Raw genomic sequence first — 23543 nt, forward strand, 5'->3', positions numbered from 1 at the left:
ACCGAGGCGAGGACCTTCTGCGTCGGACCCACCAGGCGGGCCTTGCTCACCACGAGTGCGGGGACACCTCGCTGGCGCGGAGCGTCCTGGAGCAAGCGGTGGACCTCTCGATAGCCGGGCCGGCTCGGGCCCGCGTGCTGCTTGAGCTGGGGATGGCCCTCGCCGACGTCGATGACCGAGGAGACTCGGGCCCTCATCTCGAGCTGGTGTCGGCAGCCGGGGATGGTCAGCCGAGCTGGCGGCCGAGCTCATCGCGCGTCAGGAGGTCGATGGCCCCGTGGATCGCGGAAGCAGTCTCTGCGGCTGTCGCGGACGGGAGGACCAGGGTTTCCACCACGCAACCGCCTTGGAAGATGGATGTCCACCGGATGTCGCCGTCATCGAGCGTGGACATCCGCTGTGTAACTCCGTCGGTCGGCGCCTCGCCGTCGACCGGATCGTCCGCTGGTATGCACGAAGCTCGAAGTACGACCCGGAGCAATGCCCCGTCTTCGTGAGCGAGGGTGAAGGTTCCGCTGGAGTCGTCGGCGGAGAAGGCGTCGACGACCCATCCGTCCGGAAGGTTGGCCACGCAGGGCACCAGTCGGGCGGCGGGGACCGATTCGGCCATCAAGACCGTCGGCGGAACGGCCCGGCACCGAGGCTCCTCGATCGGGCGGCCGCACGCGACCAGAGGAGCCCACGAGAGAGCGACCGCGAGCAGCCATGCGCCGGGAGTCAGGTGCGAGCGCGTCACAGCGCCCTCGGGTTCGCCAGGTTGAAGGCGAGCAAGGCAAGGAACGCGGCCGCGACGATCACGGTGCGCGCGGTCAACACGATCCGACGCATGCTCCATCGCTGGATCGCGATCGTGTCGTGTTCGGGAGCGAGGGTCCTGTACCGACCGATGAGGTCCGGCGCGTGCTCCTTCAGGTGCTCGCGGAGCTGGCGCGGGATCGCCGGTCCTCGAGCCGCACCGAAGGCCTCCCCGATCTCATCAGGATCGAAGATCCCGACGGCCCGGTCGTAGACGCGCTCCGGGGTGGTGGCGAGCCCGAGCACCAGCATCATGTTCGCGAGGTCCACCACTTGGCGCCATGGCGTCGGTCGCATCTGGCCGAACGCGACGTCGATCAGGAATACGTGGTCGCCGCGCACGAGCACGTTCGCCGGCTTGATGTCGCGGTGCGCGAGCCCGTGGTCCCAGAGGGTGCGGATGATGCGAAGGCCATCGTCGATCGCGGCGTCCGACAGTTCGGCGTCCTGGTCCGCTTCGGTCGCTCGCTCGAGGAAGGTCATCAGCAAGAGGTACTCACGTTCGGCCTCGAGCTCGACGAACCCGCGGGGCTCCACGCTGCGAACGCCTGCCTCGTGCATCACGCGCAGCATGTAGTCCTCGTACTCGACCAGCCGTCGGACGGACTCGAACGCGACCTCATCCTCCAGCTCGCCGTACAGGATCGTCCGCGAGAGCTTGTACCAGCGGTCGGCCCGGAGGTGCCCAGCGGAGTAGAGCTTGCCGAACAACGTTTCCACGCGGCCCCCGTCCACGCGACGCACCTCGAGCCGTAGCGGCGTCGACGCGCCGGATCCCTCCTCGCCGAAGGGCTCGACGGTGATCAGCTCGAGCCCGGCCTGCTCGTCGAGGGCTTCGCGGATCGCCTCCTGCCTGCGCTCGTCGATCGCGAGGTGCGCTGCCCGGCCGCGGTCATACCTCACGGGAAAGATCTCGTCGGGGACGAAGAGGCGGAAGGCGATCGTCGCCACCGCCACCGCCCCGATCGCACCGACGAGCACGTCGCTGGGGTGGTCCACGCCGAGGTAGACGCGCGCGAGCGCCAGCAGGCTCACGAGGGCTGCCGCGCACCACATCGCGCGGGTCCGCCAACGGCCCGCCGGGACCAGTGCGTGTCCGGCCGCGACCACGGCCACGGCGAAGGCCGCGACGTGGGTCGAGGGGTTGGCGTAGCCCTCCCATCCATAGAGGTAGGGCACGTCCCAGGGTCGGGGCCGCTGGATCACCCACGTGAGGGTCGAGGCGGCGAGACGGACGACGAGAAGTGTCCCGATGAAGACGACCAGCGTTCGCCCCCGTTGGAATACAGCGAGCACGAGCACCGGCGCCCACCGTAGGAACAGGACCAGCCCGACCGATCCGAGGAGCGCGATGGTTCGAGCTGCAGACGTCAGCCCATCGGACCGAACGGCAACCATCGCATCGAGCAATGCGGCGTCGGCACGCTGCGCCACCCCGATCGGCCGTCCGTCCTCGAACAGGACGAACCAGATCACCGAGAGGATGAATGCTCCGAGGATCCAGGTCCAACCCATCCAGCCCATGTCGATCGGCAGACGCTCGGGTCCGCCGGCCGGACGGCGTCGCTTGATCAGTGGCAGGGTCGCGAGGGGAGACTCCTCGGCGACGTCGTCATTGACGACGGCATCGTCCTCGGGCCGCGTCGTGGTGGGACCGGACGCCGTCACCCTGGCGCCTCCAGAGGGCGATCGACTGTGCCGATCGCACGCTGCGGCACCTTCGCTCGGCAGCAGCCCCCGCCGTCTCTGTCGGCCCTCCGCATGTCCCGCCTCCCGCGTTCTCCTACCCGAAACACCGGGAGCCATGCATCAGCTGACCTGCAAGCGGCGAGTTTCCGCGGACGGCGACGTGGGGACGATCCCCGCATGGAGGTTCAGGCCCGCACCGGCTTCGCGAGACTCGTCGCATCGAACGTGCGGCGGCGGCGCGCTGACGTCGTTGCATTGGCGTGCGGTCTCGTCGTGCTGGCGATCTCGATCGGGTTGCTGGGGCGGCTCGACCGCGTGCCCGAACTCGAGCGCAACGTGTTCCGTGCGATCAACGGTCTGCCCTCCGCATGGAACGTGGTGGTCACGCCTCCGATGTTCCTCGGCACGCTCGCGTCGGTCCCGCTCTTCATGGTCGTTTGCGGTCTGTTCCGGAAGTTCCGGATGGGGTTCGTGCTCGGCATCGCCGGACTCGTGGCCTACCTGCTCGCGCGTCTCGGGAAACACCTCGTCGGGCGCGGGCGACCGGGCGAAGTGTTCGCCGACCTGCAGCTGCGCGATGTGGACGCGACAGGACTCGGCTTCCCGTCCGGCCACGCCGCGGTCTCTGCGGCGATGGTGGTGGCAGCCTTGCCCTATCTACCTCCGCGCTGGAGACCGCCCGTGCTGTTGTTCCCGCTGTTCATGGCGTTCGCGCGTGTGTACACGGGGGCACATCTTCCGCTCGACGTCGTGAGCGGTGCGGCCATCGGCGTCGTGGTCGGCTCGAGCCTGCACCTGCTCCTTGGCGTGCCCCTGGTGCCCGCGGCGGACCCCCCCGTCGTCGCCCCTGCGGTCGAGGGAACTCCGGGAACGGGGGCGTGAGGATCGGGACGCATCCACGGGTCGCGGCTCCGCCCGGACGCGCGCCTCGGCCTCGCTCCATCACGTCGTTGCCGTTCCTGAGCACTGTTCACGTTCGCACTGCTTCGTCGAGAGCGCGCAGCGCGCCCGGCCGAATCGCACGCCCCCCACGACACGGGCATCGTGCTCGACCGCGAGGGTCGCGGATCGACCTCCTCGCGCGGGGCGGCGATACTCACGCGGGTGAGCGATCGGGCCGGAGGCTTCGAGGTGTTCGGAGGGTCGCCGGGCCGCGTCCCGGCCGCGACGATCGCCGCGCAGCGTGTCGCCGAAGTCCGCGACCGCCCACACGGCCGGCTGGAACTGCTCCGGTCGTCGTACGCACCAACCCCGGGTGCCCCGCCTCTCCATCTCGCCTATCCGCGCGCGGCGCTCGCGTTCATGGGTTGGCAGCTCCGTCGCGGTCTCCTCAACCCGCTGGATCACGAGCGGCCGGGCAGCCCTTGGTGGCGAGCGGTGAACGAGCGGCTGCTGCGCGACACGTGCGAGGCGCGTTCGCTGATCCTCGGCCACCCGGGTCCGGCGTCGTCGCCGAGCATCGAGCTGTCGGTCCGCTTCGCCCGTCATCCCTCGCCACGCACGTGGTACCTGGCCCACAACGTCACGATCGTCAACGCGTACCTCGATCACCGCAAACTGGCCGAGCGGGAGAACCGGGTCGAGCGCTTCTTCATCAACCTCGTCCTGGTCCGCGTGCTGTACGCCCATGCCCTCGTCGCCGCGCCCCGGCTCGCACTGGCTTGGCTCGCGCCGATCGCCCGATGGCTCGGCGATCCGCGACTGGACATGACCGGGATGTTCCTCTCGGTGTCGCGGGTCCTGCCTCATGTCTATCCGCTGTGGGGCGAGCTCGACGACTACATCGCCGACGAGCACGCCTTCGGCCGGCTCCTCGACCTGGGCGTGATCGTTCCACGCCTCACCGAGCTGTATCGCTGGGTCGGCTCACGAGCTGCGGATCCCGGAGGTCACCGACCTCCTCAGCCTCGCCACCCCGGCATATGCGTGGGATCACCACGACCGGGAACCCTGGGCGCCACCGCCGAGACGGCTCGTCCGCGCCGTTCGCCGAGCACTCCCGCCCGGATCAGATGCCCGATCGCCGTGGGGATCCCCGTCGTCCTGGAGTGAGTGAGCGTGGTCCGGGAAACGTGGAGAACGGGTTCAGATCGAGCGCTGCGGCATGATCCGCTCGGTCATCGCGTCAACGCGGCGGATCTTCCCCGACGAGCCCGTCCACCGACTCCCGGATCAGGTCGGCGTGGCCCGCGCGATCGGTCGACGGCGTCGCGCCACAGCGTCATGAGCTCGTCGGGGGTGTCGTCGACGGCCGAGTGCCATTCCCAGTCGGGATCGGCATCCCAATCGACCGAGTCCCAAGGGGGAGCCGGCTCCCGCCCCAGCATCTTCTGGTGGAAATGGTCGTCCTCGACGGCCGCCATGTGCTTCAGCAACCCGCCCAGGGTGATCGTCGAGGCGCCGACCGTCGCCCTCAGGCCGGCGTCGTCCTGCCCTCCGCACTTTCACGCCAGGATCGCGCGCTGGCGTTCGAGAGAGCCCAGGAGCGTGGCGGTCTCGTCGCCCGCGATCGGGACGAGTTCCTCCCGTCCCTGTTCGTCGACGTCGGTCATGGCGCGAGTCTAGCGACGAGCGACGAACGCTGTTCCGACCTCGATGCGTCGAGTGAAGGAGGATCTCGACCCTCGTCATCGGCCTCCGTCCCGAGATGTGTCGGGACCCCGATCTGCCGCCAACCGAAAGAAGGTGGTTGCGATGACAGTCTCCCGCACGCTTCCCCGTCATCGCGCGAGGAAGGTCTTCGTCGCTGCCGTGGCCGCGGCATCTGCGGTGGCGGCTGTCGGATCGGTGGTGGTGTCGGCCTCCGCCTATCCACGGGGCAAGGTGAGCGTCTGCAAGTACGTGGGTACCCCGGGCGTCGATGAGCGCCTGCAGACCGGGCAGAACCCGATCGAGGTGACCATCAACGCCAGCCCGGACTCCATGGTGTCGGTTCCTACTTCGCCGACGCGCAGGGCCGTTCGTACGTGCTGGGCGAGGTACCGATGGAGCCCGAGCCCACGGCTGCGGACTGCCCCGACGGCGACCCCGTGATCCACTTGCCCACCATCGGCGGTGTGGCGTTCTGCGTGGACCCCGAGGCCCGCACCTAGGGGTCGACGACACGATCGACACCGACGGTGCCGCCGACATCGAGTCCGGGACGGAGCCGCAGGACGACGGTTCGCTCACGGCGACGGACTTCCCGCTCGCCGGCAGGTCGGTCACCTACTCGTACTCCGACGGGCACGATCAGACGGCGACCTTCGACGAGATCGCCCTTCCCCAGGGGAACTGCGCCTCGAGCCGCCCGAGGACCAGCCCTCCGTGGTCCTGACCCAGGCGACTGCGACAACGCCGCGTTCGTCACGCTGCTCGATCCGACCGACGAGCCCGTCGTGTTCACGGTGAACGGCGTGTACCGATCGAAATCGCAGCCGGATCCGAGCAAGACGTCGAGGTCGAGTTCGGGGAGGTCATCGTCACGTGGGCGAGGACGACCTCTTCGACGCGGTCGCCGAGGAACCCACGGGCTGCGGCGACGTCGAGCCATGGGAGCCCGGCTGGGAGTCCGACGACGGTGGAGCGATACTGCCGGCAGGCGGAACCGGAACCTCGCCTCGGGTGACCACGGCGTTCACCGGCAGCGAGCTCGCCGGTCCGACGGTCATCATGGGCCTGCTGACAGTGATCGGTCTGGGAGCCGTGGGCCTCGGTCGGAGTCACACGGTCGAGCGATGACGGAGGAGACGAACGGGGTGGCGTTCGAGGGCGCCACGCCCTTCATCACCCCGGCAGCACGTTGACCGCCCGCGCGATCACCAGGATCGCGGCGATGAGGGAGATCACCGCCTGGGCCATCATCGTCATCTTGGCCCACGTCCGAAGCGGCAGCGTGTCCGTCGGGCTGAACGCCGTCGCGTTCGTGAACGCGAGGTACAGGTAGTCGGGGTAGCGCGGCATCCATCCGGCGGCAACCAGCTCGGGCATCGCGTCCTCGGGGAATCCGAAGCTCGCGGGGATCGACGAGCCGGCCGCACGTTCGGCTGCGCCGCCACGATCCAGCTCCCAGAACCAGAGGCTGAACACCAACACGTTGGTCACCCACAGGGCGGCGCCGCGTCCGAGCAACACCGTGGGGCCGACGCTGTAGGCGCTGTCGACGATGTCCACCAGCAGCACGACGATGCCGCCCAGCGTACCCACGGTCATGACCACGATCAGCACGATCGTGGCGCGGCGTTGCGCGCGCGTCCGGCGATCGATACGACCGGGATCACGGATGATCAAGACGGCGAGGAGGACGAACTCGAGCACCGGGAACACCCACCAGAACACGAGCCTGCCGGCGTGCGGTGTGACCACTTGGAACACGATCGCGGTCAGTACCGCCAGCGCCATCGGCCACCGCCGCTCCGGCGTGCGCGCGACGGCCTGCGGCGTGGCGTCGTGGGATCGATCCGGTGTCCTGCCGATCTGCGTCACCTCCCGCTCGCTCGTCGTCGGCGCCACCCTACCGATGACGCTCCTTCCTCGGGCACCGCAGTCGTGTCGCGCTCCTACGTCGTGTGTCGGCGGCGCACGGCCTTGTACGCCGCGTCGAGGGCGAGCATCACGGGTGCCGCGGCGAGGGCGACGGCCCACCCGACGACGGCGGGCAGCGCCTGCTCGAGTAGCGATGCCAGCGCCGGTACGAAGAGGAAGGTTCCTGCGATCACGAGTTCGATCGAGGCACCCCACACGAGCAGCCTGTTCGAGAGCCACCCCAGCGAACCGGGCCATCGTGTCGCGCTCCTGCACGCCCAGGCGTTCGCGGTCTGCGCGATCACGACCGTCGCGAAGGCGGCCCCTGAGGCTCGCATGAGCACGTCGCCGCCTGGGAACGACTGCCCCGGACGCCACCCGGCGGCCAGGAACGAGGCGAAGAACGCGATCATCGTGAGCAACCCCTCCGTCGGGCCGAGTACCCCGAACGCGCGACGAGCGACCTCGCGGTTGAGCAGGCGCTCGCGGTCCGGCGGGCCGTTCATCACACGCCCCTCCGGCCGCTCCGCGCCGAGAGCGGTCGCCGAAAGCGTGTCGGTGCCGATGTCGAGCGCGAGTATCTGCAGCACGCCGAGCGCGAGCGGGATGGAGCCCCCTGACAGCGCCCACACGACGAACGGGGTCACCTCCGCCACGTTGTCCGTCAGGTGGTACGTGAGGAAACGGCGGACGTTGGCATAGATGCCGCGACCGTGCTCGATCGCGGCCACGATCGTGGCGAAGTCGTCATCGAGCAGCACGAGGTCGGCGGCCTCACGCGCGACATCGGTGCCCGAGAGGCCCATCGCTACCCCGATGTCGGCCTCACGCAGCGCGGGCGCGTCGTTCACACCGTCGCCCGTCATCGCGACCACGTGTCCCCGTTCGCGGAGCGTACGCGCGATGCGCAGCTTGACCTCGGGATCGATGCGGGCGAGCACGATGCCGTCGCGGTCGACGAGCTCCCCGAGTTCGGTATCGCCCTCGGGTAGGTCGGCGCCCTCGAGCACGGGAGCGTCGCCGAGGGCGAGACCCGTCTGGCGGGCGATCGCGGCGGCCGTGGCAGGGTGGTCGCCGGTGATCATGGCCACCTTCACGCCCGCCGTGCGGCACGACCTGATCGACTCGTTGACGTGCAGCCTCGGCGGGTCGTGCATGCCGACCAACCCCAGCAGCTCCAGATCGCGTTCGGCCTCGTCGCGGTCGATCGTGGCCGGATCCTCGGTGTCGCCGACCTGTCGCGTCGCGACGGCGATGACGCGGAGGCCTCGCACCGTCATCGTGGCCAGCGCCGCGTCGACTCCCTCATCGGGGGCGCACAGGGGGAGCAACCCGTCGGACGCGCCCTTCACGAACACCTCGTGGTCGACGACGACGGACATGCGTCGTCGCCTCGGGTCGAACGGGAACCGTCGGACGTCCGGGTGCTCCGCGCGGTCGCCCTCGGGGTCGACGCCCGCCCGGCGCGACAGCGCGTCGACGGCCGCGTCGAGGGGGTCGCCCAGCGCGACCCATCGCTCGCCCTGCGGCACGACCCTTCCCGTGGAACATCGCACGGCCGCACGGGCCAGCCTGGTCACCGCATCGACGACGTCGGGATCGTCGGACGTGATGCGACCTGCGGGGTCGTATCCGGAACCCTCGATCGTCGCGCTCCCCCGGGGGGTCCAGACCTCGACCGCGGTCAGCTCGTTGTGCGTGAGCGTTCCCGTCTTGTCGGTGCAGACGAACGTGGTCGATCCGAGCGTCTCCACCGATTCGAGCCGTCGCACGAGGGCGTTTCGATCGGCCATGCGCTGCGCGCCGATCGCCAGTGACAGCGTCACCGTCGGCAACAATGCCTCCGGAACCAGGGCCACGGTCACACCGACCGCGAACAGGAAGCCGTTCTGGGGCTCCGTGCCGAGCAGCAGCGAGACCCCGAAGAAGCTGACGCCCACGCCGACGGCGACGACCGAGATCGTCCGCACGACCCGACGGATCTCCCGGACGAGTGGGGGCACGGGCGACGGGCCCGACGCGAGGCGGGCGATCTCGGCCAGTCGCGTGCGTGCGCCCGTCGCCTCGACGAGGCCGCGAGCCTCGCCTTCGCTCAGGAACGTGCCCGCGAACGCACGGCCATCTCGCTCGAGCGACGAGGGATGGCTCTCACCGGTCAGCGTCGAGGTGTCGGCCCGCGCCGCGTGTGCCTCGACGATCCGTAGGTCGGCCGAGACGCGATCGCCCGCTTCCAACAGCACGAGGTCCCCGACGACGAGCTCCGCGGCGTCGATCTCGACCTCGTCCCCGTCGCGGATCACGCGAGCGCGACGAGGCAGCAGGTCCCGCAGTCCCTCGGCCGCGCGTTCGGCGCGGCGTTCCTGCGCGAAGGCGAATATCGCGTTCAGCACGATCACGGCCACGATCGCGACGCTCAGCTGCGGCAGCCCCGCGATCGCGGCGAGACCAGCCGCGACCCACAACATCATGGCGAAGAAGTGGAAGAGCTGTCCCGCCAGGCGGCGCGCCCACGACACACCCTTGGCCGCCGGCAAGGCGTTCGGCCCGTCGAGACGCAGACGCTCGGCGGCGTCGGCGCCGCGCAGACCAGCGATAGCGTCGGTCGCCGGCATCATGCGCCAGCCTAGCCCGACGTGTGGCCGCCTCAGGGCTCGATGACGCGCTCCACCGGCTCGGACTCGGGGAGCCGGGTGACCCACGGGCCGCCGGCGACGGGCTCGCGCTCGGGCTCGGTCGCGGGCTCGGGCTGAGACTCCGGCACGAGCACCGTGGCCGCCTGCGCCGCCCGCAGCTCCGCGGCCGCTGCAGCTCGGCGATCGAGCGACCGAGCGGCGATCAGCCCGGCGAGGCCCGCGAGCGCCGTGCCCGTGCCGCCGATCAGGAGCGCCGCGCGGCCGCCGAGCCCGGCCACGATCGCGCCTGCCGCCGCGGTCGCGCCGATCTGCATGCCGTTGACCAGCGCGCCGTACGAGGCGAACGCTCGTCCGCGGAACCGGTCAGCCACGTGATGCACGATCAGGCTCCTCATCGCGACCGTCTCCACCCCGTTCGCGAGGCCGCCCACGACGAAGAGGGCGATCGCGAGCGGGAACACGGCGGCCGCGGCCGCGCCGAAGACCGCGAGGCCGTTCACCACCGCGGCGAGCGCCATCGACCAGAGGAGCCGGTCGTCGCGGAGCCGACGGGCGATCAGGGTTGCCCCACCGACCATGCCCACGAGCCAGGCGGAGGCGAGCACCCCGTACCCCCAGGCGCCCACGCCCAGCGTGTCGGTCGCGAAGAAGACCTCGGCCACGTTGTCCATGGCGGCGAACAGGATCACCGCGCCGATCACCGTGAACGCGACCACGAGCACGCGGTCGCCGCGGATCACGCGGAACCCCTCACGGGCGGCGCCCTCCTCCGGGCGTCTCTCCTCGGCCGCCGCTCGCCGCACCCGCAGCAGCAGCGCCGCGACGGCGATCACGACGAACGTGCCCGCATCGACCAGCAGCGCCACCTCGGTACCCACCCCGGCGGCGAGCGAGCCGGCCAGCACCGGGCCGGCGATCATGCCCGTGTAGCGGGCGCCCTCGAGGTAGGCGTTCCCCTCGGTGGCGTGCTCTTCGCCGACCACGCGCGGCACGAGGGTGTAGATCGACGGGTTCTCGACGGCCGAGGCCGTGCCGAGCAGGAACGTGAGCATCAGGATCATCGGCAGTTCGTCCGAGAACGCGAGACCCACGGCCAGCGCGGCCTGGATCGCCGTGGCGATCGCGAGCGTCCTGCGCGTCTCGTAGTTGTCGACGATCACGCCGGCCGACGGCGCGAAGATCACGAGCGGCACCACTCCGCACAGCAGCAACGCCGCAACGGCCCATCCGGAAGCGGTGAGCTCGGCCACCTTGATCGTAAGGGCGATCAAGGCCAATTCGTCACCGAGCGAGGAGAGGCCGGTCGACAGTGTGAGCAATCGGAAGTCGCGCCCACGCAACGGACCGTTCACGAAGCGGGACTCTATGCGCTCGCGGAGTCCCCCGCATCGGTCGGTCGGGCCAAATTGCGGGGCCCCCGGACGGGCTAGGGAAGGTGCATCAACAGCGGGGGTCGACCCACTCCGGCGATGGGCCGACAGGGACGTCGTTCGCACGGGCGAGGTCGCGGAGTCGATCCCGGTAGGCCCGCATGTCGTGGTGATCGAAGTCGGCGTGGGTCATGCATCGCCACTCGGCGTACCGCTCGTAGTGGAACGGGCTCTCGAGGCTCTCGGCGTGTCCGATCACGTTGCGGGCCTCGATGCCGTACGTCGCCATCAGCCAGAGGGTCAGGCGCAGCGACGACCGCATCATGGCGGGGTTCCGCAGGACCGCCGCCGCGCTGCGGCCGACGTGCTCGATGCCGATCGAGACGTGGTTCAGCCCGATCGCGTGGCGACACCGCACCTCGCGGTCGACGAGCTGGTAGATCGTGCCGTCATTGTCGATCAGGAAATGCGCACACGCGCCAGGCTTCTCGCCGAGGTGGCGCGCGTTCGAGGCGAACGTGTTCCACGCGCTGGCGAAGGAGGAGCCCCCCGTGTAGTGCTGGACGATCACCGCCGGGGCAAGTCGCCAGCCGCTCCGGCCGTAGTGGCGCCGGGAGTACGCGGCCATCTGGTCCCTGCGCAGGTCCGGGAAGGGGATCGGCTTCCGCAGGATCTGGGGTTGCAGGTCCCATCCCGGGTCGGAACGGGACGTGGCGGCGACCGGCACGGTCGCGGCAGGCAGGAAGGCTGTGATGAGCACGGCGATCGCGACGGCGCTCTCGAGGCTCGTCCGGCGGACGGTCCGGTCCCCCATGCGGCAGGTATCGGGGCCCGGTGCGGCTCCCTTGAGCCGAGCAGGCGCACTATTCCAGTGTGGACTAGTCGGGCGCCGTCGCGACGCGGCGCATGCGCTCCAGCGTGCGGTCACGGCCGAGCAGCTCGAGCGACTCCGGCAGGGGCGGCGACACGTTCGACCCGGTCACCGCCGCGCGGACCGGCTGGAACGCCTTCGCGCGGCTGAGACCCTCGCGCTCGGCCAGCGCGTCGAGCGCGTCGGTGATCGCACCCGCGGTCCACGGGTCGACGCCCTCGAGGGCTCCGGCGACCCGCGCCAAGTACCGGTCGGGCGCCTTGGCGACCAGCCCCGACGCCTTCTCGTTCAGTTCAAGGTCGTCGGTGAACAGGAACCGCAGCAACACCGGCGCCTCGGTGAGGTTCTTCATGCGTTCCTTCACGAGCGGCATCGCCGAGCGCAGCGTGGCCGGATCGGGCATCAGGCCGTCCTCCGTGAGGAAGTGCAGGCAGCGGGCGGCGAGGTCGTCGTCGTCGAGCGACTGGATGTAGCGATTGTTCAGCCAGGTCAGCTTCTCGGTGTCGAAGGCGGCCGGGTTCGACGAGACGCGTTCGAGGTCGAAGGCCTCGACCAGCTCGTCGAGCGAAAGCACCTCGCGGTCGTCGCCGGGCGACCATCCGAGCAGAGCGAGGTAGTTCACCATCGCTTCCGGCAGGAACCCCTGTTCGCGGAACGACTCGACGCTGGTCGAGCCGTGGCGCTTCGACAGCGGCTGGCGATCGGGGCCGAGCACCTGGGGCACATGCGCGTACCGTGGCGGCGTTCCGCCCAGCGCCTCGATCACCGCGGCGTTGCGTGGCGCGCTTGCGAGCAGGTCGTCGCCGCGGACGACGTGCGTGACGCCCATCAGCAGGTCGTCGACGGCTACCGCCAGCAGGAACACGGGAGAACCGTCGGAACGCAGCAGCACGAAGTCGCGGAGCTGCCCGGGGCCGAACCGCACTTCCCCCTTCACCATGTCGTCGACCACCCACTCGTGGTCGGGCATGCGGAAGCGCACGACCGAATCCCGCCCCTCGGCCTCGAAGCCGGCGATCCGCTCGGCGGAGAGATCGCGGCAGTGGCCGTCGTAGCCGGGCGCTTCGCCGGCGGCCATCGCGGCCTTCCGGCGATCCTCCAGCTCATCGGGCGTGCAGTAGCAGCGATACGCGTCGCCCTGGGCGAGCAGCCGCTCGGCGTGGTCCCGGTAGATGCCGAGGCGCTGGGACTGGCGGTACGGCGCGTGTGGACCACCGACGTCGGGGCCCTCGTCGTGATCGAGGCCGAGCCACCGGAGGTCCTCGAGCACGCCGGCGACCGCCTCCTCGGTGACGCGGCTCGCGTCGGTGTCCTCGACCCGCAGGACGAATGCCCCGCCGTGATGGCGGGCGAACAGCCAGGAGAAGAGCGCGCTGCGGACGTTCCCGACGTGCAGCGACCCGCTCGGCGCGGGCGCGAACCGGCACCGGACGGCAGACGCCGAAGCCCCGGCAGCGCTCATCGCACCGTGTTCGCGAGGGTACCGACACCCTCGACCTCGATCTCGACCACGTCGCCGGGGGCGAGCTGACCGACCCCATCGGGGGTGCCGGTCATGATCATGTCGCCGGGCAAGAGCGTCATGAACGAGGTGATGTACTCGATCAGGGTCGCGACGCCGAAGACCATGTCGACGGTGCTCGCGCGCTGGCGGATCTCGCCGTTCAGGCGCGCCTCGACGACCACGTCGTTCGGGTCGAGGTCCGTCTCGATCCAGGGCCCGATCGGCGCGGAACCATCGAAGCCCTTCGCGCGCGCCCACTGGTCGTCGGACCGCTGGAGCGTGCGGAGCGTGACGTCGTTGCCGCACGTGTAGCCGAGGATCACGCGGTAGGCGTCCTCGGCCTTGATGTCCTTGGCGAGCCGCCCGATCACGACGACCAGCTCGCCCTCGAAGTCGATCCGGCGGCTGACCGGCAGCAGCGTGATCGGGTCGTTCGGGCCGATCACGGCCGTCGAGGGCTTCAGGAACAGCAGCGGCTCTTCCGGCACGGTCTGGCCCCACTCGGCGGCGTGCGCCTCGTAGTTCTTGCCGACGCACACGAGCTTCGACGGCAGCACCGGCGCGAGCAGGTGCAGCTCGTCGAAAGAGAGCTCCTCCCCCGTCGGCAGCGGATCCTCGAAGAACGTGCCCCCGAGCACCCGGACGGCGTCCTCGTCGGTCTCGGCGACGCCGGTCGCGATGCGGTCGCCGTGGCGGAAGCGCAGGAGTCGCATGACGTCCGAGGCTACACGGCGGTGCCCCCGGCGAACGTCGCCCCGACCTGGCGCCAGTAGCCGGCGATCGTCTCGACGGGCTCGAGCGCTGCGAGCTCGTCGGCGGGTGCCTCGAAGAACGTCACGGTCGGCTCGCCCACGTATGCCGGCCCGAGCTCGACGTCGCGGGAACGCATCGTGACGAGCTCGTCGAGCGAGGGGGGCAGAGAGGGGTCGATGCTCGGCATCCAGCGCGAGTGCAGCATCGGCAGCGCGTTCACGAACCCTCCGGTCTCGCTCTCGCCGGTGAGCGTCAGGGTGACATCGGCGAGACGCCGATCGTTCGCGGCGAGCGTGGCGCCGAATCGGCCTCCCGGCTCGAGCCGCGGGCCGGCCCTGCCCACCCTCACGGGCCGCGTCATCCAGATCTGACCCAGCTTCTTCGGGTATCCCTGGTACCAGCCGCGGGCGAGCGCGAAGTCCTTGTCGACCCACATGTAGACGCAGCGCGAGAACGTCTCGCCCCCGTGGGTGCACCGCACGACGACGAACGCCTCCTTGTACTGACTGCGAACCGGGTCGAGCAGTTCCTCCCCCCCGTCGCTGCACGACTGCCAGTCGGCCCAGATGATCGCGACGGCGCCGGGGTCCTCATCGGCCAGTCCCACGCCCGGTGGCAACAGCGCTTCGATGTTGCCCGGGTCGGTGCGGTACTCGATCGTGAGCACGTCGCCCGAGTAGTGCCATGGAGGGCTCGGCACGATCGACGCGCGGCCCTGGGGCGTGCGCGGCACCATGAACCCTCGCAGCTCCTCCGACACGGCGCCTATCGTACGCTTCGACGCGATGGAGACGAGGCGCATCCTGCTCGACGGCGTGCCCACCAGGGTGACGCGCGAGGGCGACGAGCTCGTTGCCCCCGACGGCCGGCGGATGCCCCTCGACGACCCGATCCATCTGCCGCCGGTCGAGCCCACGAAGGTCGTGTGCGTGCACCTGAACTACGAGAGCCGGCGCGCCGAGTTCCAGGCGACGCTCGGACCGGCCCCGACCTACTTCCACAAGCCGATCTCGTCGCTGAACGCGCACGGGGGCGAGATCGTACGCCCGCCGCGGTGCCGCTTCCTGAACTACGAGGGCGAGATCGGCATCGTGATCGGCGAGCGGTGCCGCCACGTCGCGCCCGACGAGGCCGATGCGTACGTCGCCGGGTACACGATCGGCAACGACTACGGGCTCCACGACTTCCGCGACACGGACGCGGGCTCGATGCTCCGCGTGAAGGGCTCGGACTCGCTGTGTCCGCTCGGACCGGGCCTCGTGACCGACTGGGACTTCCGCGGCAAGCGGCTGCAGACGCGCGTGAACGACGCGGTCGTCCAGGACGGGAACACTGACGAGATGATCTGGGACATGCATTACCTCGTCGCCGACATCGCGCGCACGATCACGCTCGAGCCCGGCGACGTGATTCTGTCGGGCACGCCGGCCAACTCGCGCCCCGTTGAGCCCGGCGACGTCGTCGAGGTCGAGGTCGAGGGCCTCGGGGTACTGCGAAACACGATCGTCGAAGGATCGGTGCCGGTGCGCGAGGACGTCGGCGCGCAGCCGAGCGAGAGCGAGGAAGTGACCTCGACGGCTCTGGGCGGCGACTGGGAGTTCAGGGGCGTGCGATCCCCGAGGGAGGACTAGCAGATGGCGACGGTCCGATACCTGGTGCACGACGTCGGTTCCGCGCTGGCGTTCTACGTCGACGGTCTCGGCTTCGAGCTCGTCGAGCGCTACGGACCCGCGATCGCGATCGTGCGTCGTGACGATCTCGTCCTGTGGCTCGCCGGACCGACGTCGTCGGCGGCCCGGCCGATGCCCGACGGCCGCGCGCCCGAACCCGGGGGCTGGAACCGGCTCGTGATCGAGGTGGAGGACCTCGACGGACGCGTCGAGGCGCTCGGTGCGAGAGGCGTGGTCTTCCGCAACGACGTCGTCGAAGGACCCGGTGGGCGCCAGATCCTGGCCGAGGACCCGTCGGGCAACGTCGTCGAACTCTTCGAACCGGGCGCCTGACGCGTGGCGGCGCCGCGGGCAGACCGTGCACTCGAGGCGTGGGAATCGTTGTCGCGGGCATGTCTGCGCCCGGGTGATCACGGCTCGCTCCTCGTGCGCGAGCGGCCAGGCCGTCGGAAGCTCGGCCCCGTCTGGCCGGTCAGCCAGGTGCTCGCGGCGGCGATCGACCTGGCGGAGCTCACGGGCGACCTCGACGACGTGGACCGGCTCGTGATCGGTCTGCGCACGTACGCGGCAGGTGACGGCTTCCTGCCCGCACCCGGGGATCGCCGCCGCTACTACGACGACAACGCGTGGATCGGGCTCTGCTTCGCACAGCTGCACCTGCAAACGGGCGAGGCGCGGTGGCTGCGGCGGGCGCGGAAGGTCTTCCGGTTCGTGCGCGAGGGACAAGACCCCGACGGCGGGATGCGTTGGGTCGAGCGACGACGCGCACGACACACGTGCTCGGCCGCCCCGGCCGCCCAGCTCGCCCTTCGTCTGCACCTCGCCGACGGTGACGACGAGACGCTGGTGTTCGCCCGGCGCACGCTCGCCTGGCTCGACGGGACACTGCGGGTGCGCGGTGGCCTGTACGCAGACCACGTCGATCCGCGCGGCAAGGTCACCCAGACGCTCTGGACCTACAACCAGGGGGCTCCGGTCGGCGCGCACCTGCTCGTGTATCGAGCGACCGGCGACGACGTCGCCCTCGACCAGGCACGAGCGACCGCTCGAGCGTCGTTACGACGCTTCGGCGCCGACCGCACGTGGAGGCATCCGCCGGTGTTCAACGCGGTGTGGTTCCGCAACCTGGTTGCACTCGACGCGAGCGGCCCTCGCCAGCCGGGCGTGCGCCCGGCGTTCGACTCCTACCTGTCCCGTGCGTGGCGCGAGGGCCGCGACCGCGACGGGCTCTTCACGACCGGAGGGATCGGCTCCTACGACGGCACGCCTGCGACCGACACCGGGGGCATCGTGCAGTTGCTCGCGCTTCGGGCATGGCCTCGGGAGCGACGACCGTTGATCTGCTAGACGCCCTCGAGGAACGCGGCGACCAACCGATGGGCCCGCTCGCGGGCGGCGTTCTCATCGGCTCGCAACGCCTCGACGGTGTCCATCGGGTCCAGAGAGGCGTTCCGGAAGTCGGCATCGTCGTATGCGACCCACCCGGCGACGATGTCGGCGGTCGCCTCCGGATGGAACTGCACGAGCAGGTGCGGCCCGAGCGTGTACGCCTGGGGGCCGTTCGTGGTGGCGGCGAGGACGCTCGCACCGGGCGGTGGTCCGAACGTGTCACCGTGCCACATGAACCACGGTCCGGACGGGACGACGTCCGGAGCGGCGCTCTCGACGGCCTGCAGCCCGACCTCGGTGTCACGGGCGCGGGCCACCCACCCGCCGTTGGCCTCGGCGAACGCCTGCGCGCCGAAACAGATCCCGAGCACCGGCACGTCGTCGGAGACGGCTTCTCGCAGCCGCTCCAGCAGCGGCCCGATCCAGTCGCGGACCTCGTCTCCGTACACCGACCACGGGGCGCCCATCACGACGGTCGCGTCGAACCCGTCGAGCGGTGGCGGCGGGCCGGCGTCGGCGAGCACGTGCTCGTGGAGATCGGCGCCTCCCGCTCGGAACGCCTCGCCTACGAGACCGGGATCCGCGAGCTCGTGCGGCTTCAGGATCAAGACACGCATCGACGCCAACGATAGCGACGGGCGTACGATGACTCCATGAGCAACTCCGAAGGTGACCGCCCCCATATCCCGCCACCGCACCCGGGAGTCGCTCCCGGGTTCTCGATGCCGAAGGAGCCCGCCGAGCGCCCTGACTACGGAGACGAGGGCGTGCAGCGACGCCGGAGCGCCTGGGCGCGACTGAAGGCGTGGTTCTCGAGGCAGCCCGGGCGGCACGACAGCTACGTCTCGAACGTCACGAACCCCGACGACCGCCGGTTCATCCCCCGCCGCTGACGTTCCTCACGACCAGAGGCGGTCGGCGACCCTCCCGACGAGCTCGAGCTTGCGCCACTGCGCGTCCTCGTTCGTCTCGTTGCCGAGCATCACGCTCGCGAACCCGCACTGCGGACTGATCGCGAGCCGGTCCATCCCACCGGCGTATGACGCGGCTTCCTCGAGCCGGCGGACGAGATCGCCCTCGTCCTCGAGCTCCGGCGTTTTCGAGTTGATCAGCCCCATGACCATGATCGATCCGTCGCGGAGGTGGCGCACCGGCGCGAACCCGCCGTCACGGCCCTCGTCGTCCCACTCCACGAGGAACGAGTCGTACGGAAGTTCGCCGAAGACCCGGTCCGCGATCGGTTCGAGGGATCCCTCGCACATCCACGACGACCGGAAGTTGCCGCGACAGATGTGCAACCCGACCGTGACCTCGTCCTGGATGCCCTCGAGCACGGCTGCGTCGGCGGCGATCGCGCGATCGACGAGGGTCTCGACGTCGTGGCCCGCCACCTCGAACCGACCGATCCACGCCGGGTCGACCAGGTAGGGATACAAGGGAAAATCGAACTGCACGTATCGGGCGCCGGCTTCGATCGCGTCGGCCACGAGCGCGCGCTCGATCGCGATCGCTGCCTCGACGAACGCGTCCACGCTCTCGTAGGCGCCTTCCACGGTCGTGAACGGGTGGGCGAAGATCGACGCCGCCGGGAACGTGACCTTGAACGGCGTGTCGCCGGCGACCTCGCACATGAACGCAGCCTCGCGCGCGCCCGGCGAATCGACCGCCTCGAGCGGCGCGACGATCTCGTGCACCGCGAGCTCGACGTCGTCGCCACGGTCGTTGCGGAAGGTCACGGACTTGCCGGTGCGAACGCCGCTCACCGCGTCGTAGAACGAGTTCATGAACATCCAACGGCGGAACTCGCCGTCGGTGATCACGTCGAGCCCGCAGTCGCGCTGTCGTTGCACGGCAACACGGATCGCCTCGTCTTCGGTCTGCCGCAGCGCCGTGCGATCCTTCGCGCGTTCCTCTTCGAGCGTCGCCGAGTGTCCCGGCTCGTAGAAGGCATCGATCGCAGCCAGGAGCGCCGACGGCCGCAGGAGTGATCCGACGACCTCGGCCCGGGCCGGGGACCTTCCGGTCACTCCTCCCCCTCGGGTGGGTCGACCTCCTCGGCTTCGAGGGCCTCGATCACCGCCTTGGCGTGCGCTGGGCCGATGCGGTTGCCCTCCCACTGGTAGCTGCGACCCGAGGAGGGCTCCTCGACCGACAGCGTGCGTACGTTCACCCGGCCGTGGACCGTGAAGCGAGCGGTCGACCGGTCGAACGTCGCGAACGTCTCCTGCGGCTGCCACCCGACGCCGTGTTGCCCACACGAGATCGCGTAGAGCGTCGTGGGTGTGACGGCGAGCATCGTCCAGCGAGGCACGCCGTCGACGTGGGACATCGCCCGCCCGGCTTCGACCGAGGCGGCGGCCCCGGCGAGCTCGCCGACGATGTTGTTCGTTGCGAGGCCGGCGCCCACCGCACCGCCCATGCCGCCCGACGTGCCACGCGGCTGGAAGATGCCCGCCGCGAGCACCTGCTCGCCGTCGCCCAGGTACGCCTGCGCTTCCTCGATCAGCTTCTCGTCGCTCATCGCTCGTCGCTCCTTCTTGGCTCGGTGAGGTGCTGCCACAGTTCCGGCCGTCGTCGCAGGAACGGCTCGAGGGCCTCCGGCGGCACGCCGGTGATGCGTTCGACGTCGTCGCTCACGGTGGACATCTCGCCCATGGCGATCGCCTGGTACGACGTGATCCATCCCTCGATCTCCCAGTCCGGCGCGCCGGACGGGCGCCGGGATGCCCACGCCTCCTCGATCGTCTCCTCCTGGAAGGCGATCGTGCGTCCGGTCACGCCACTCAGAACCACGGCCGTCTCGGTGAGGCTGAGCGCGGCCGGACCGGTGACGTCGTAGGTCGCGCCCTCGTGACCCGGCTCGGCGAGTACCGTGGCCGCCACCTCGGCGATGTCGTCGCGCCCGATCCGCGACACGGTCCCGTCCCCGGCCGGTCCTCTGATCACGCCGTCGGACCCGGTGAAGAACGGCACGAAGTCGGCGTAGAGCGAATCCCGCAGGAACGTGAAGACGAAGCCGGCTTCGCGGATCATCCGCTCGGTCTCGTGGTGCTGACGAGCGAGCGTGAACGTTGCGTCGGGCGCAGCGTTGAGGAACGAGAGGTACACGACGTGCTCGACGCCCGCGTCACGGGCCGCGTCGACCGCGCTGCGGTGCTGGGAGAGCCGATCCTCGGTCTCCCGTCCGGAAACGAGGAACAGGCTCGTGACGTCCTCGAAGGCACGGCGCATCGCGTCGTGGTCGTCGTATCCGGCCGCGACCGCCACCTCGGCGCCCGGCAGTCCGGTGCGCGTGCCGGGTCACGGACGCAGAGCACCTGCGGCACGCCTCGCTGGGCGAGCCGACCAGCCACACGGCCCCCGACCTTCCCCGTGCACCCCGTGACCGCGATGGTTCCCATCGTCATCTCCGGCTCAGCGATGCGACGCGAACGCGTATTCCACGGACGTCACACCGCCCAGCGGACCCAGAGCGAGTCGGGCGCGCGAAACTCCCACCCACTCAGCGTCACCGGGCGCTCCGGTACGAGCTCGAGGTCGAAAAGCCGGTCGAGCGCGTGGTCGAGGGTCACCCGTGCGAGGTGCCGGCCGAACCACGCGCCGAGGCAGAAGTGTGTGCCCGCCGAGAACGCGAGGTGCGCGCCCTCCTTGCGGTGGACGTCGAAGCGATCGGGATCGGTCCAACGGCGCGGATCGCGGTTCGCCGACGAGAGCACCGCGCCGATCAAGGCACCCCGCTCGAGCTCGACCCCCGAGAGCGAGACCTCTCGGGTCGCCTGGCGCGTCGCCGTGCCGACCGGGCCGGCCCACCGCAGTGTCTCCTCGACCGCGGCCTTCACGAGGGAGCGATCCTCGCGGACCTCCTGGAACTGCGAGCGGTTCGAAAGCAGCGCCCACAGCGTCAGCGCGATCACGTCACGTGGCTCCTGCAGGCCGCCGCTGAGCATCAGCGTGGTGTTCGCGACGATCTGCTCGCGGCTCATGCGCCGTCCGTCCTGCTCGTGATGCAGCATCCACGAGAGCACCGAGCCGTCGGGCTCGTCGGCGAGCTGGTCGAGCACACCGCCGATCGCCGCGTGCAGGGCCGCCGAGGCCTCGTCGGCCGGAGCCTGCTTCGCCGGGTCCCCCTCGAAGTTCGCCAGCCCGGGCATCAGGCCCTCGTTCCATCGCAGGATGTCCTGCCACGGCACCTCGTCGAGCCCGAGCATGAAGCAAAGCGATCGCACGCTCATCGGGTCGGCGTACTCGTGGAACAGGTCGGCCTGCCCGCGCTCGACGAACCCGTCGATCAGCTCGTCGGCCAGGCGAGGGATCATGCCCTGCGTGCGTTCCTCGACGTCGCGGGGACGGAACGGCGACTCGGTGATCGCCCGGATCCACCGCTGTTCGGGGCCTTCCATGCCGAGCATGTTCTTGCCCATCGTGCGGTTGAGGGTCGAGGGCTCGGTCGCGGCCGTGAACGTCTCGGGGTCGTTCGTGACGCGCTTCACGTCGTCGTGGCGGGTGACGAGCCACAGACCGACGGCCGGCACGAAGCTCACCGGCTCCTCGTCGCGCAGGCGTGTGTAGATCGGGTAGGGGTCGCGCTCGAGCGCCTCCAGGGTGACCGTCCCGCCGATCGTCATCGGAGCCGTGAACCCCCTTCGCGCGCGTTCCCCGGAAGGGGTATTTTGTGCCCGAACGACCGGGCCGCGCAAACTTCGGTCCCAGCCGATACCGTGCACACCTGACCGCGCCAGGGGGGTTCATGGACACGAACGGCAAGCGTCTGCGGCTGCTCTACCCCGACGTCCACGGGCTGGAGCGAGGCAAGTACCTGTTCGGCGAGGTCGCGGAGTCGGGCCACGCCGCGTTCTGCATCGGCGTGTACCCCCTCACGCACGACCGCGAGATCCTGCCCGTGCCGAAGACCCAGTTCGACGTCGGACTACCCGATATCGACGTGCACCTCGACCGTGACTCGCTGCGTCACTCCTGGGAGCCCGAGACCGTGATCGGCATCGGCGACGCGCGGTTCCGGGGGGAACCCGTCCCGATCGATCCGCGTCACGTGTTGCGACAGGCGGTCGAGGCCTGGCGGGCGATGGGCCTCGAGCCGCAGATCTCGTTCGAGCTCGAGTTCTACCTGATGGAACCCGACGGGGGCGGCGGATGGCGTCCGGTCTCGCTCCCCGCCCACCGCGTCTACGGCACCGGCACGTCGATCGACCCGACGGGGTGCGTCGACGCGATGGTGACCACGGCGCTCGAGTGCGGCTTCCCCGTGGAGAGCTGGGGCAGCGAGTACGACGAGTCGGCCTACGAGGTCAACATCCGGTACAACGACGCGATCCCGGCGGCCGACGATGCGTTCGTGTTCCGGCTGCTGGTCCGTGAGATCGCCGAGCACCACGGCAAGCTCGCGACGTTCATCGGCCGTCCCCTGAACGACCGCGGCGGCAGCGGCATGCACGTGAACCTCAGCTTCCGCCGCGAGGACGGCTCGAACGCGTTCCACGACCCCAACGACCCCGACGGTCTCTCCGAGGTCGCCCGTCGCTGCGCGGCGGGAGTCCTCCAACACCACACCGGCATGGCGGCGCTGATGGCGCCGCACGTGAACGCCTACAAGCGCCTGCAACCCGACATGCTGAACGGGTACTGGGCCAACTGGGGCCACGACGATCGCAGCGTCACGGTGCGCGTGCCCCCGGCGCGCGGCGAGGGCACGCGACTCGAGCAGCGCACCGCCGATGCGGCCGCGAACCCGTACCTGGTCGGGGCCGCGGTGCTCAACGCCGCCCGCTTCGGCGTCGAGGATTCGCTCGTCCTCAAGCCTCCGCAGCCGGTCGGCGAGGACCCCGACACCGATGTCTGCATCCCCGCAAACCTCGCCGTGGCACTCGACGAGCTGAACGCCGACGAACGGCTCGTGCAGGCCATGGGCCCCGAGCTCGTCGAGGCGTTCACGATCTTGAAGCGCGGCGAGTGGGAGCGCTACGTCGCGGCGGTCGAAGACACCTCGACGACCGACGTGAGCGATTGGGAGCTGCGCTACTACATGCCGTACCACTGAGAGGCAGCCCTCACCCCGTCGCGTGCTTGCCTGCTCCCAGTTGACGCCGAAGCGCGTCGTGGCGAACTCGAGCGGCTCGGGTTCCAGCTCGGTCGCCATCGTGTCGTTCCATCGGTTGAGGAACCCGAACAGGCCGATCACACAGAGCATCTCGACGATCTGACCTTCGTCCCAGTGACGACGGAGGTCGACGAAGGGCGCCGGCGTGACCTCGTTGGGCACGAGTGACGCGTCACGAGCGAATCGCAGCGCCGCACGCTCCGCCTCGGTGTAGCGGGCGCTGCGCTCGAAGTTCCAGATCTCTGTGATCT

23 protein-coding genes and 1 pseudogene are annotated in these 23543 nt (G+C 70.1%); 8 read left to right on the forward strand and 16 right to left on the reverse strand.

Annotated elements, in window-relative coordinates:
* The 3 genes from VFI59_10575 to VFI59_10585 form a co-directional block, all read right to left on the reverse strand.
* On the reverse strand, window positions 1-197 hold a 197-nt coding region (locus VFI59_10575), incomplete at its 3' end, for a hypothetical protein (protein HET6714141.1).
* 29 nt (window positions 198-226) lie between these two features.
* Complete coding sequence (locus VFI59_10580) at window positions 227-610, reverse strand: hypothetical protein (protein HET6714142.1); 384 nt, start codon at window positions 608-610, stop codon at window positions 227-229.
* A gap of 122 nt (window positions 611-732) precedes the next feature.
* Window positions 733-2463: a phosphatase PAP2 family protein gene (locus VFI59_10585; GenBank protein ID HET6714143.1), complete on the reverse strand. Its 1731-nt coding sequence runs from the start codon at window positions 2461-2463 to the stop codon at window positions 733-735.
* 198 nt (window positions 2464-2661) lie between these two features.
* Here VFI59_10585 and VFI59_10590 point away from each other — a divergent pair, with 198 nt between their 5' ends.
* Both VFI59_10590 and VFI59_10595 read left to right on the forward strand, forming a co-directional pair.
* On the forward strand, window positions 2662-3366 hold the full coding sequence (locus VFI59_10590) for a phosphatase PAP2 family protein (protein ID HET6714144.1): 705 nt from the start codon (window positions 2662-2664) through the stop codon (window positions 3364-3366).
* Window positions 3367-3588: 222 nt separating this feature from the next.
* Window positions 3589-4536, forward strand: a complete 948-nt coding sequence (locus VFI59_10595; protein ID HET6714145.1) for a hypothetical protein — start codon at window positions 3589-3591, stop codon at window positions 4534-4536.
* A gap of 73 nt (window positions 4537-4609) precedes the next feature.
* Here the strand turns inward: VFI59_10595 and VFI59_10600 are convergent.
* A pseudogene (locus tag VFI59_10600) lies at window positions 4610-5036 on the reverse strand (DUF664 domain-containing protein).
* A 913-nt stretch (window positions 5037-5949) separates the two neighbouring features.
* Here VFI59_10600 and VFI59_10605 point away from each other — a divergent pair.
* Window positions 5950-6204 carry a hypothetical protein gene (locus VFI59_10605; GenBank protein HET6714146.1) on the forward strand — a complete coding sequence of 85 codons (255 nt, stop codon included), beginning with the start codon at window positions 5950-5952 and terminating at the stop codon, window positions 6202-6204.
* 45 nt (window positions 6205-6249) lie between these two features.
* Here the strand turns inward: VFI59_10605 and VFI59_10610 are convergent, their stop codons facing one another.
* The 7 genes from VFI59_10610 to VFI59_10640 form a co-directional block, all read right to left on the reverse strand.
* Window positions 6250-6975 (reverse strand): hypothetical protein, encoded by a 726-nt coding sequence (locus VFI59_10610; protein HET6714147.1) that lies wholly within the window; start codon window positions 6973-6975, stop codon window positions 6250-6252.
* A 47-nt stretch (window positions 6976-7022) separates the two neighbouring features.
* A complete protein-coding gene (locus tag VFI59_10615) occupies window positions 7023-9599 on the reverse strand; it encodes a cation-transporting P-type ATPase (GenBank protein HET6714148.1) in 2577 nt (858 codons plus the stop codon).
* Window positions 9600-9631: 32 nt separating this feature from the next.
* Window positions 9632-10972: an MFS transporter gene (locus VFI59_10620; GenBank protein HET6714149.1), complete on the reverse strand. Its 1341-nt coding sequence runs from the start codon at window positions 10970-10972 to the stop codon at window positions 9632-9634.
* An 88-nt stretch (window positions 10973-11060) separates the two neighbouring features.
* The gene (locus tag VFI59_10625) at window positions 11061-11804 is read right to left on the reverse strand and encodes a peptidoglycan recognition family protein (GenBank protein ID HET6714150.1); all 744 of its coding nucleotides are present in this window, start codon (window positions 11802-11804) and stop codon (window positions 11061-11063) included.
* A gap of 64 nt (window positions 11805-11868) precedes the next feature.
* Complete coding sequence (gltX, locus tag VFI59_10630) at window positions 11869-13323, reverse strand: glutamate--tRNA ligase (GenBank protein ID HET6714151.1); 1455 nt, start codon at window positions 13321-13323, stop codon at window positions 11869-11871.
* Window positions 13320-14078 (reverse strand): fumarylacetoacetate hydrolase family protein, encoded by a 759-nt coding sequence (locus VFI59_10635; protein HET6714152.1) that lies wholly within the window; start codon window positions 14076-14078, stop codon window positions 13320-13322. Before VFI59_10635 ends, gltX begins: the two co-directional genes overlap by 4 nt.
* 11 nt (window positions 14079-14089) lie before the next feature.
* A complete protein-coding gene (locus VFI59_10640) occupies window positions 14090-14854 on the reverse strand; it encodes an acetoacetate decarboxylase family protein (protein ID HET6714153.1) in 765 nt (254 codons plus the stop codon).
* 49 nt (window positions 14855-14903) lie between these two features.
* Here VFI59_10640 and VFI59_10645 point away from each other — a divergent pair, with 49 nt between their 5' ends.
* The 3 genes from VFI59_10645 to VFI59_10655 all read left to right on the forward strand — a co-directional run bounded on the left by VFI59_10645 (window position 14904) and on the right by VFI59_10655 (window position 17135).
* Window positions 14904-15749 (forward strand): fumarylacetoacetate hydrolase family protein, encoded by an 846-nt coding sequence (locus VFI59_10645; protein ID HET6714154.1) that lies wholly within the window; start codon window positions 14904-14906, stop codon window positions 15747-15749.
* A 3-nt stretch (window positions 15750-15752) separates the two neighbouring features.
* Complete coding sequence (locus tag VFI59_10650; GenBank protein ID HET6714155.1) at window positions 15753-16121, forward strand: VOC family protein; 369 nt, start codon at window positions 15753-15755, stop codon at window positions 16119-16121.
* 93 nt (window positions 16122-16214) lie between these two features.
* Window positions 16215-17135 carry a glycoside hydrolase family 76 protein gene (locus tag VFI59_10655; GenBank protein HET6714156.1) on the forward strand — a complete coding sequence of 307 codons (921 nt, stop codon included), beginning with the start codon at window positions 16215-16217 and terminating at the stop codon, window positions 17133-17135.
* Here the strand turns inward: VFI59_10655 and VFI59_10660 are convergent.
* Window positions 17132-17794 carry an aminotransferase gene (locus VFI59_10660; GenBank protein ID HET6714157.1) on the reverse strand — a complete coding sequence of 221 codons (663 nt, stop codon included), beginning with the start codon at window positions 17792-17794 and terminating at the stop codon, window positions 17132-17134. The genes VFI59_10655 and VFI59_10660 overlap by 4 nt on opposite strands.
* A 36-nt stretch (window positions 17795-17830) precedes the next feature.
* Here VFI59_10660 and VFI59_10665 point away from each other — a divergent pair, with 36 nt between their 5' ends.
* The gene (locus VFI59_10665) at window positions 17831-18070 is read left to right on the forward strand and encodes a hypothetical protein (GenBank protein HET6714158.1); all 240 of its coding nucleotides are present in this window, start codon (window positions 17831-17833) and stop codon (window positions 18068-18070) included.
* 6 nt (window positions 18071-18076) lie between these two features.
* Here VFI59_10665 and VFI59_10670 read toward each other — a convergent pair whose 3' ends face one another.
* The 4 genes from VFI59_10670 to VFI59_10685 all read right to left on the reverse strand — a co-directional run bounded on the left by VFI59_10670 (window position 18077) and on the right by VFI59_10685 (window position 21802).
* The gene (locus VFI59_10670) at window positions 18077-19204 is read right to left on the reverse strand and encodes a hypothetical protein (GenBank protein ID HET6714159.1); all 1128 of its coding nucleotides are present in this window, start codon (window positions 19202-19204) and stop codon (window positions 18077-18079) included.
* Window positions 19201-19698, reverse strand: a complete 498-nt coding sequence (locus VFI59_10675; protein HET6714160.1) for a hypothetical protein — start codon at window positions 19696-19698, stop codon at window positions 19201-19203. Before VFI59_10675 ends, VFI59_10670 begins: the two co-directional genes overlap by 4 nt.
* The gene (locus tag VFI59_10680; GenBank protein ID HET6714161.1) at window positions 19695-20444 is read right to left on the reverse strand and encodes an SDR family oxidoreductase; all 750 of its coding nucleotides are present in this window, start codon (window positions 20442-20444) and stop codon (window positions 19695-19697) included. Before VFI59_10680 ends, VFI59_10675 begins: the two co-directional genes overlap by 4 nt.
* 182 nt (window positions 20445-20626) lie before the next feature.
* The gene (locus tag VFI59_10685; protein HET6714162.1) at window positions 20627-21802 is read right to left on the reverse strand and encodes a cytochrome P450; all 1176 of its coding nucleotides are present in this window, start codon (window positions 21800-21802) and stop codon (window positions 20627-20629) included.
* A 122-nt stretch (window positions 21803-21924) separates the two neighbouring features.
* Here VFI59_10685 and VFI59_10690 point away from each other — a divergent pair, with 122 nt between their 5' ends.
* Window positions 21925-23232, forward strand: a complete 1308-nt coding sequence (locus VFI59_10690; protein HET6714163.1) for a glutamine synthetase — start codon at window positions 21925-21927, stop codon at window positions 23230-23232.
* Window positions 23233-23543: the final 311 nt, after the last annotated feature.

The organism is Actinomycetota bacterium, from assembly GCA_035697485.1.
Taxonomy (GTDB): Bacteria; Actinomycetota; UBA4738; order UBA4738; family HRBIN12; genus JAOUEA01.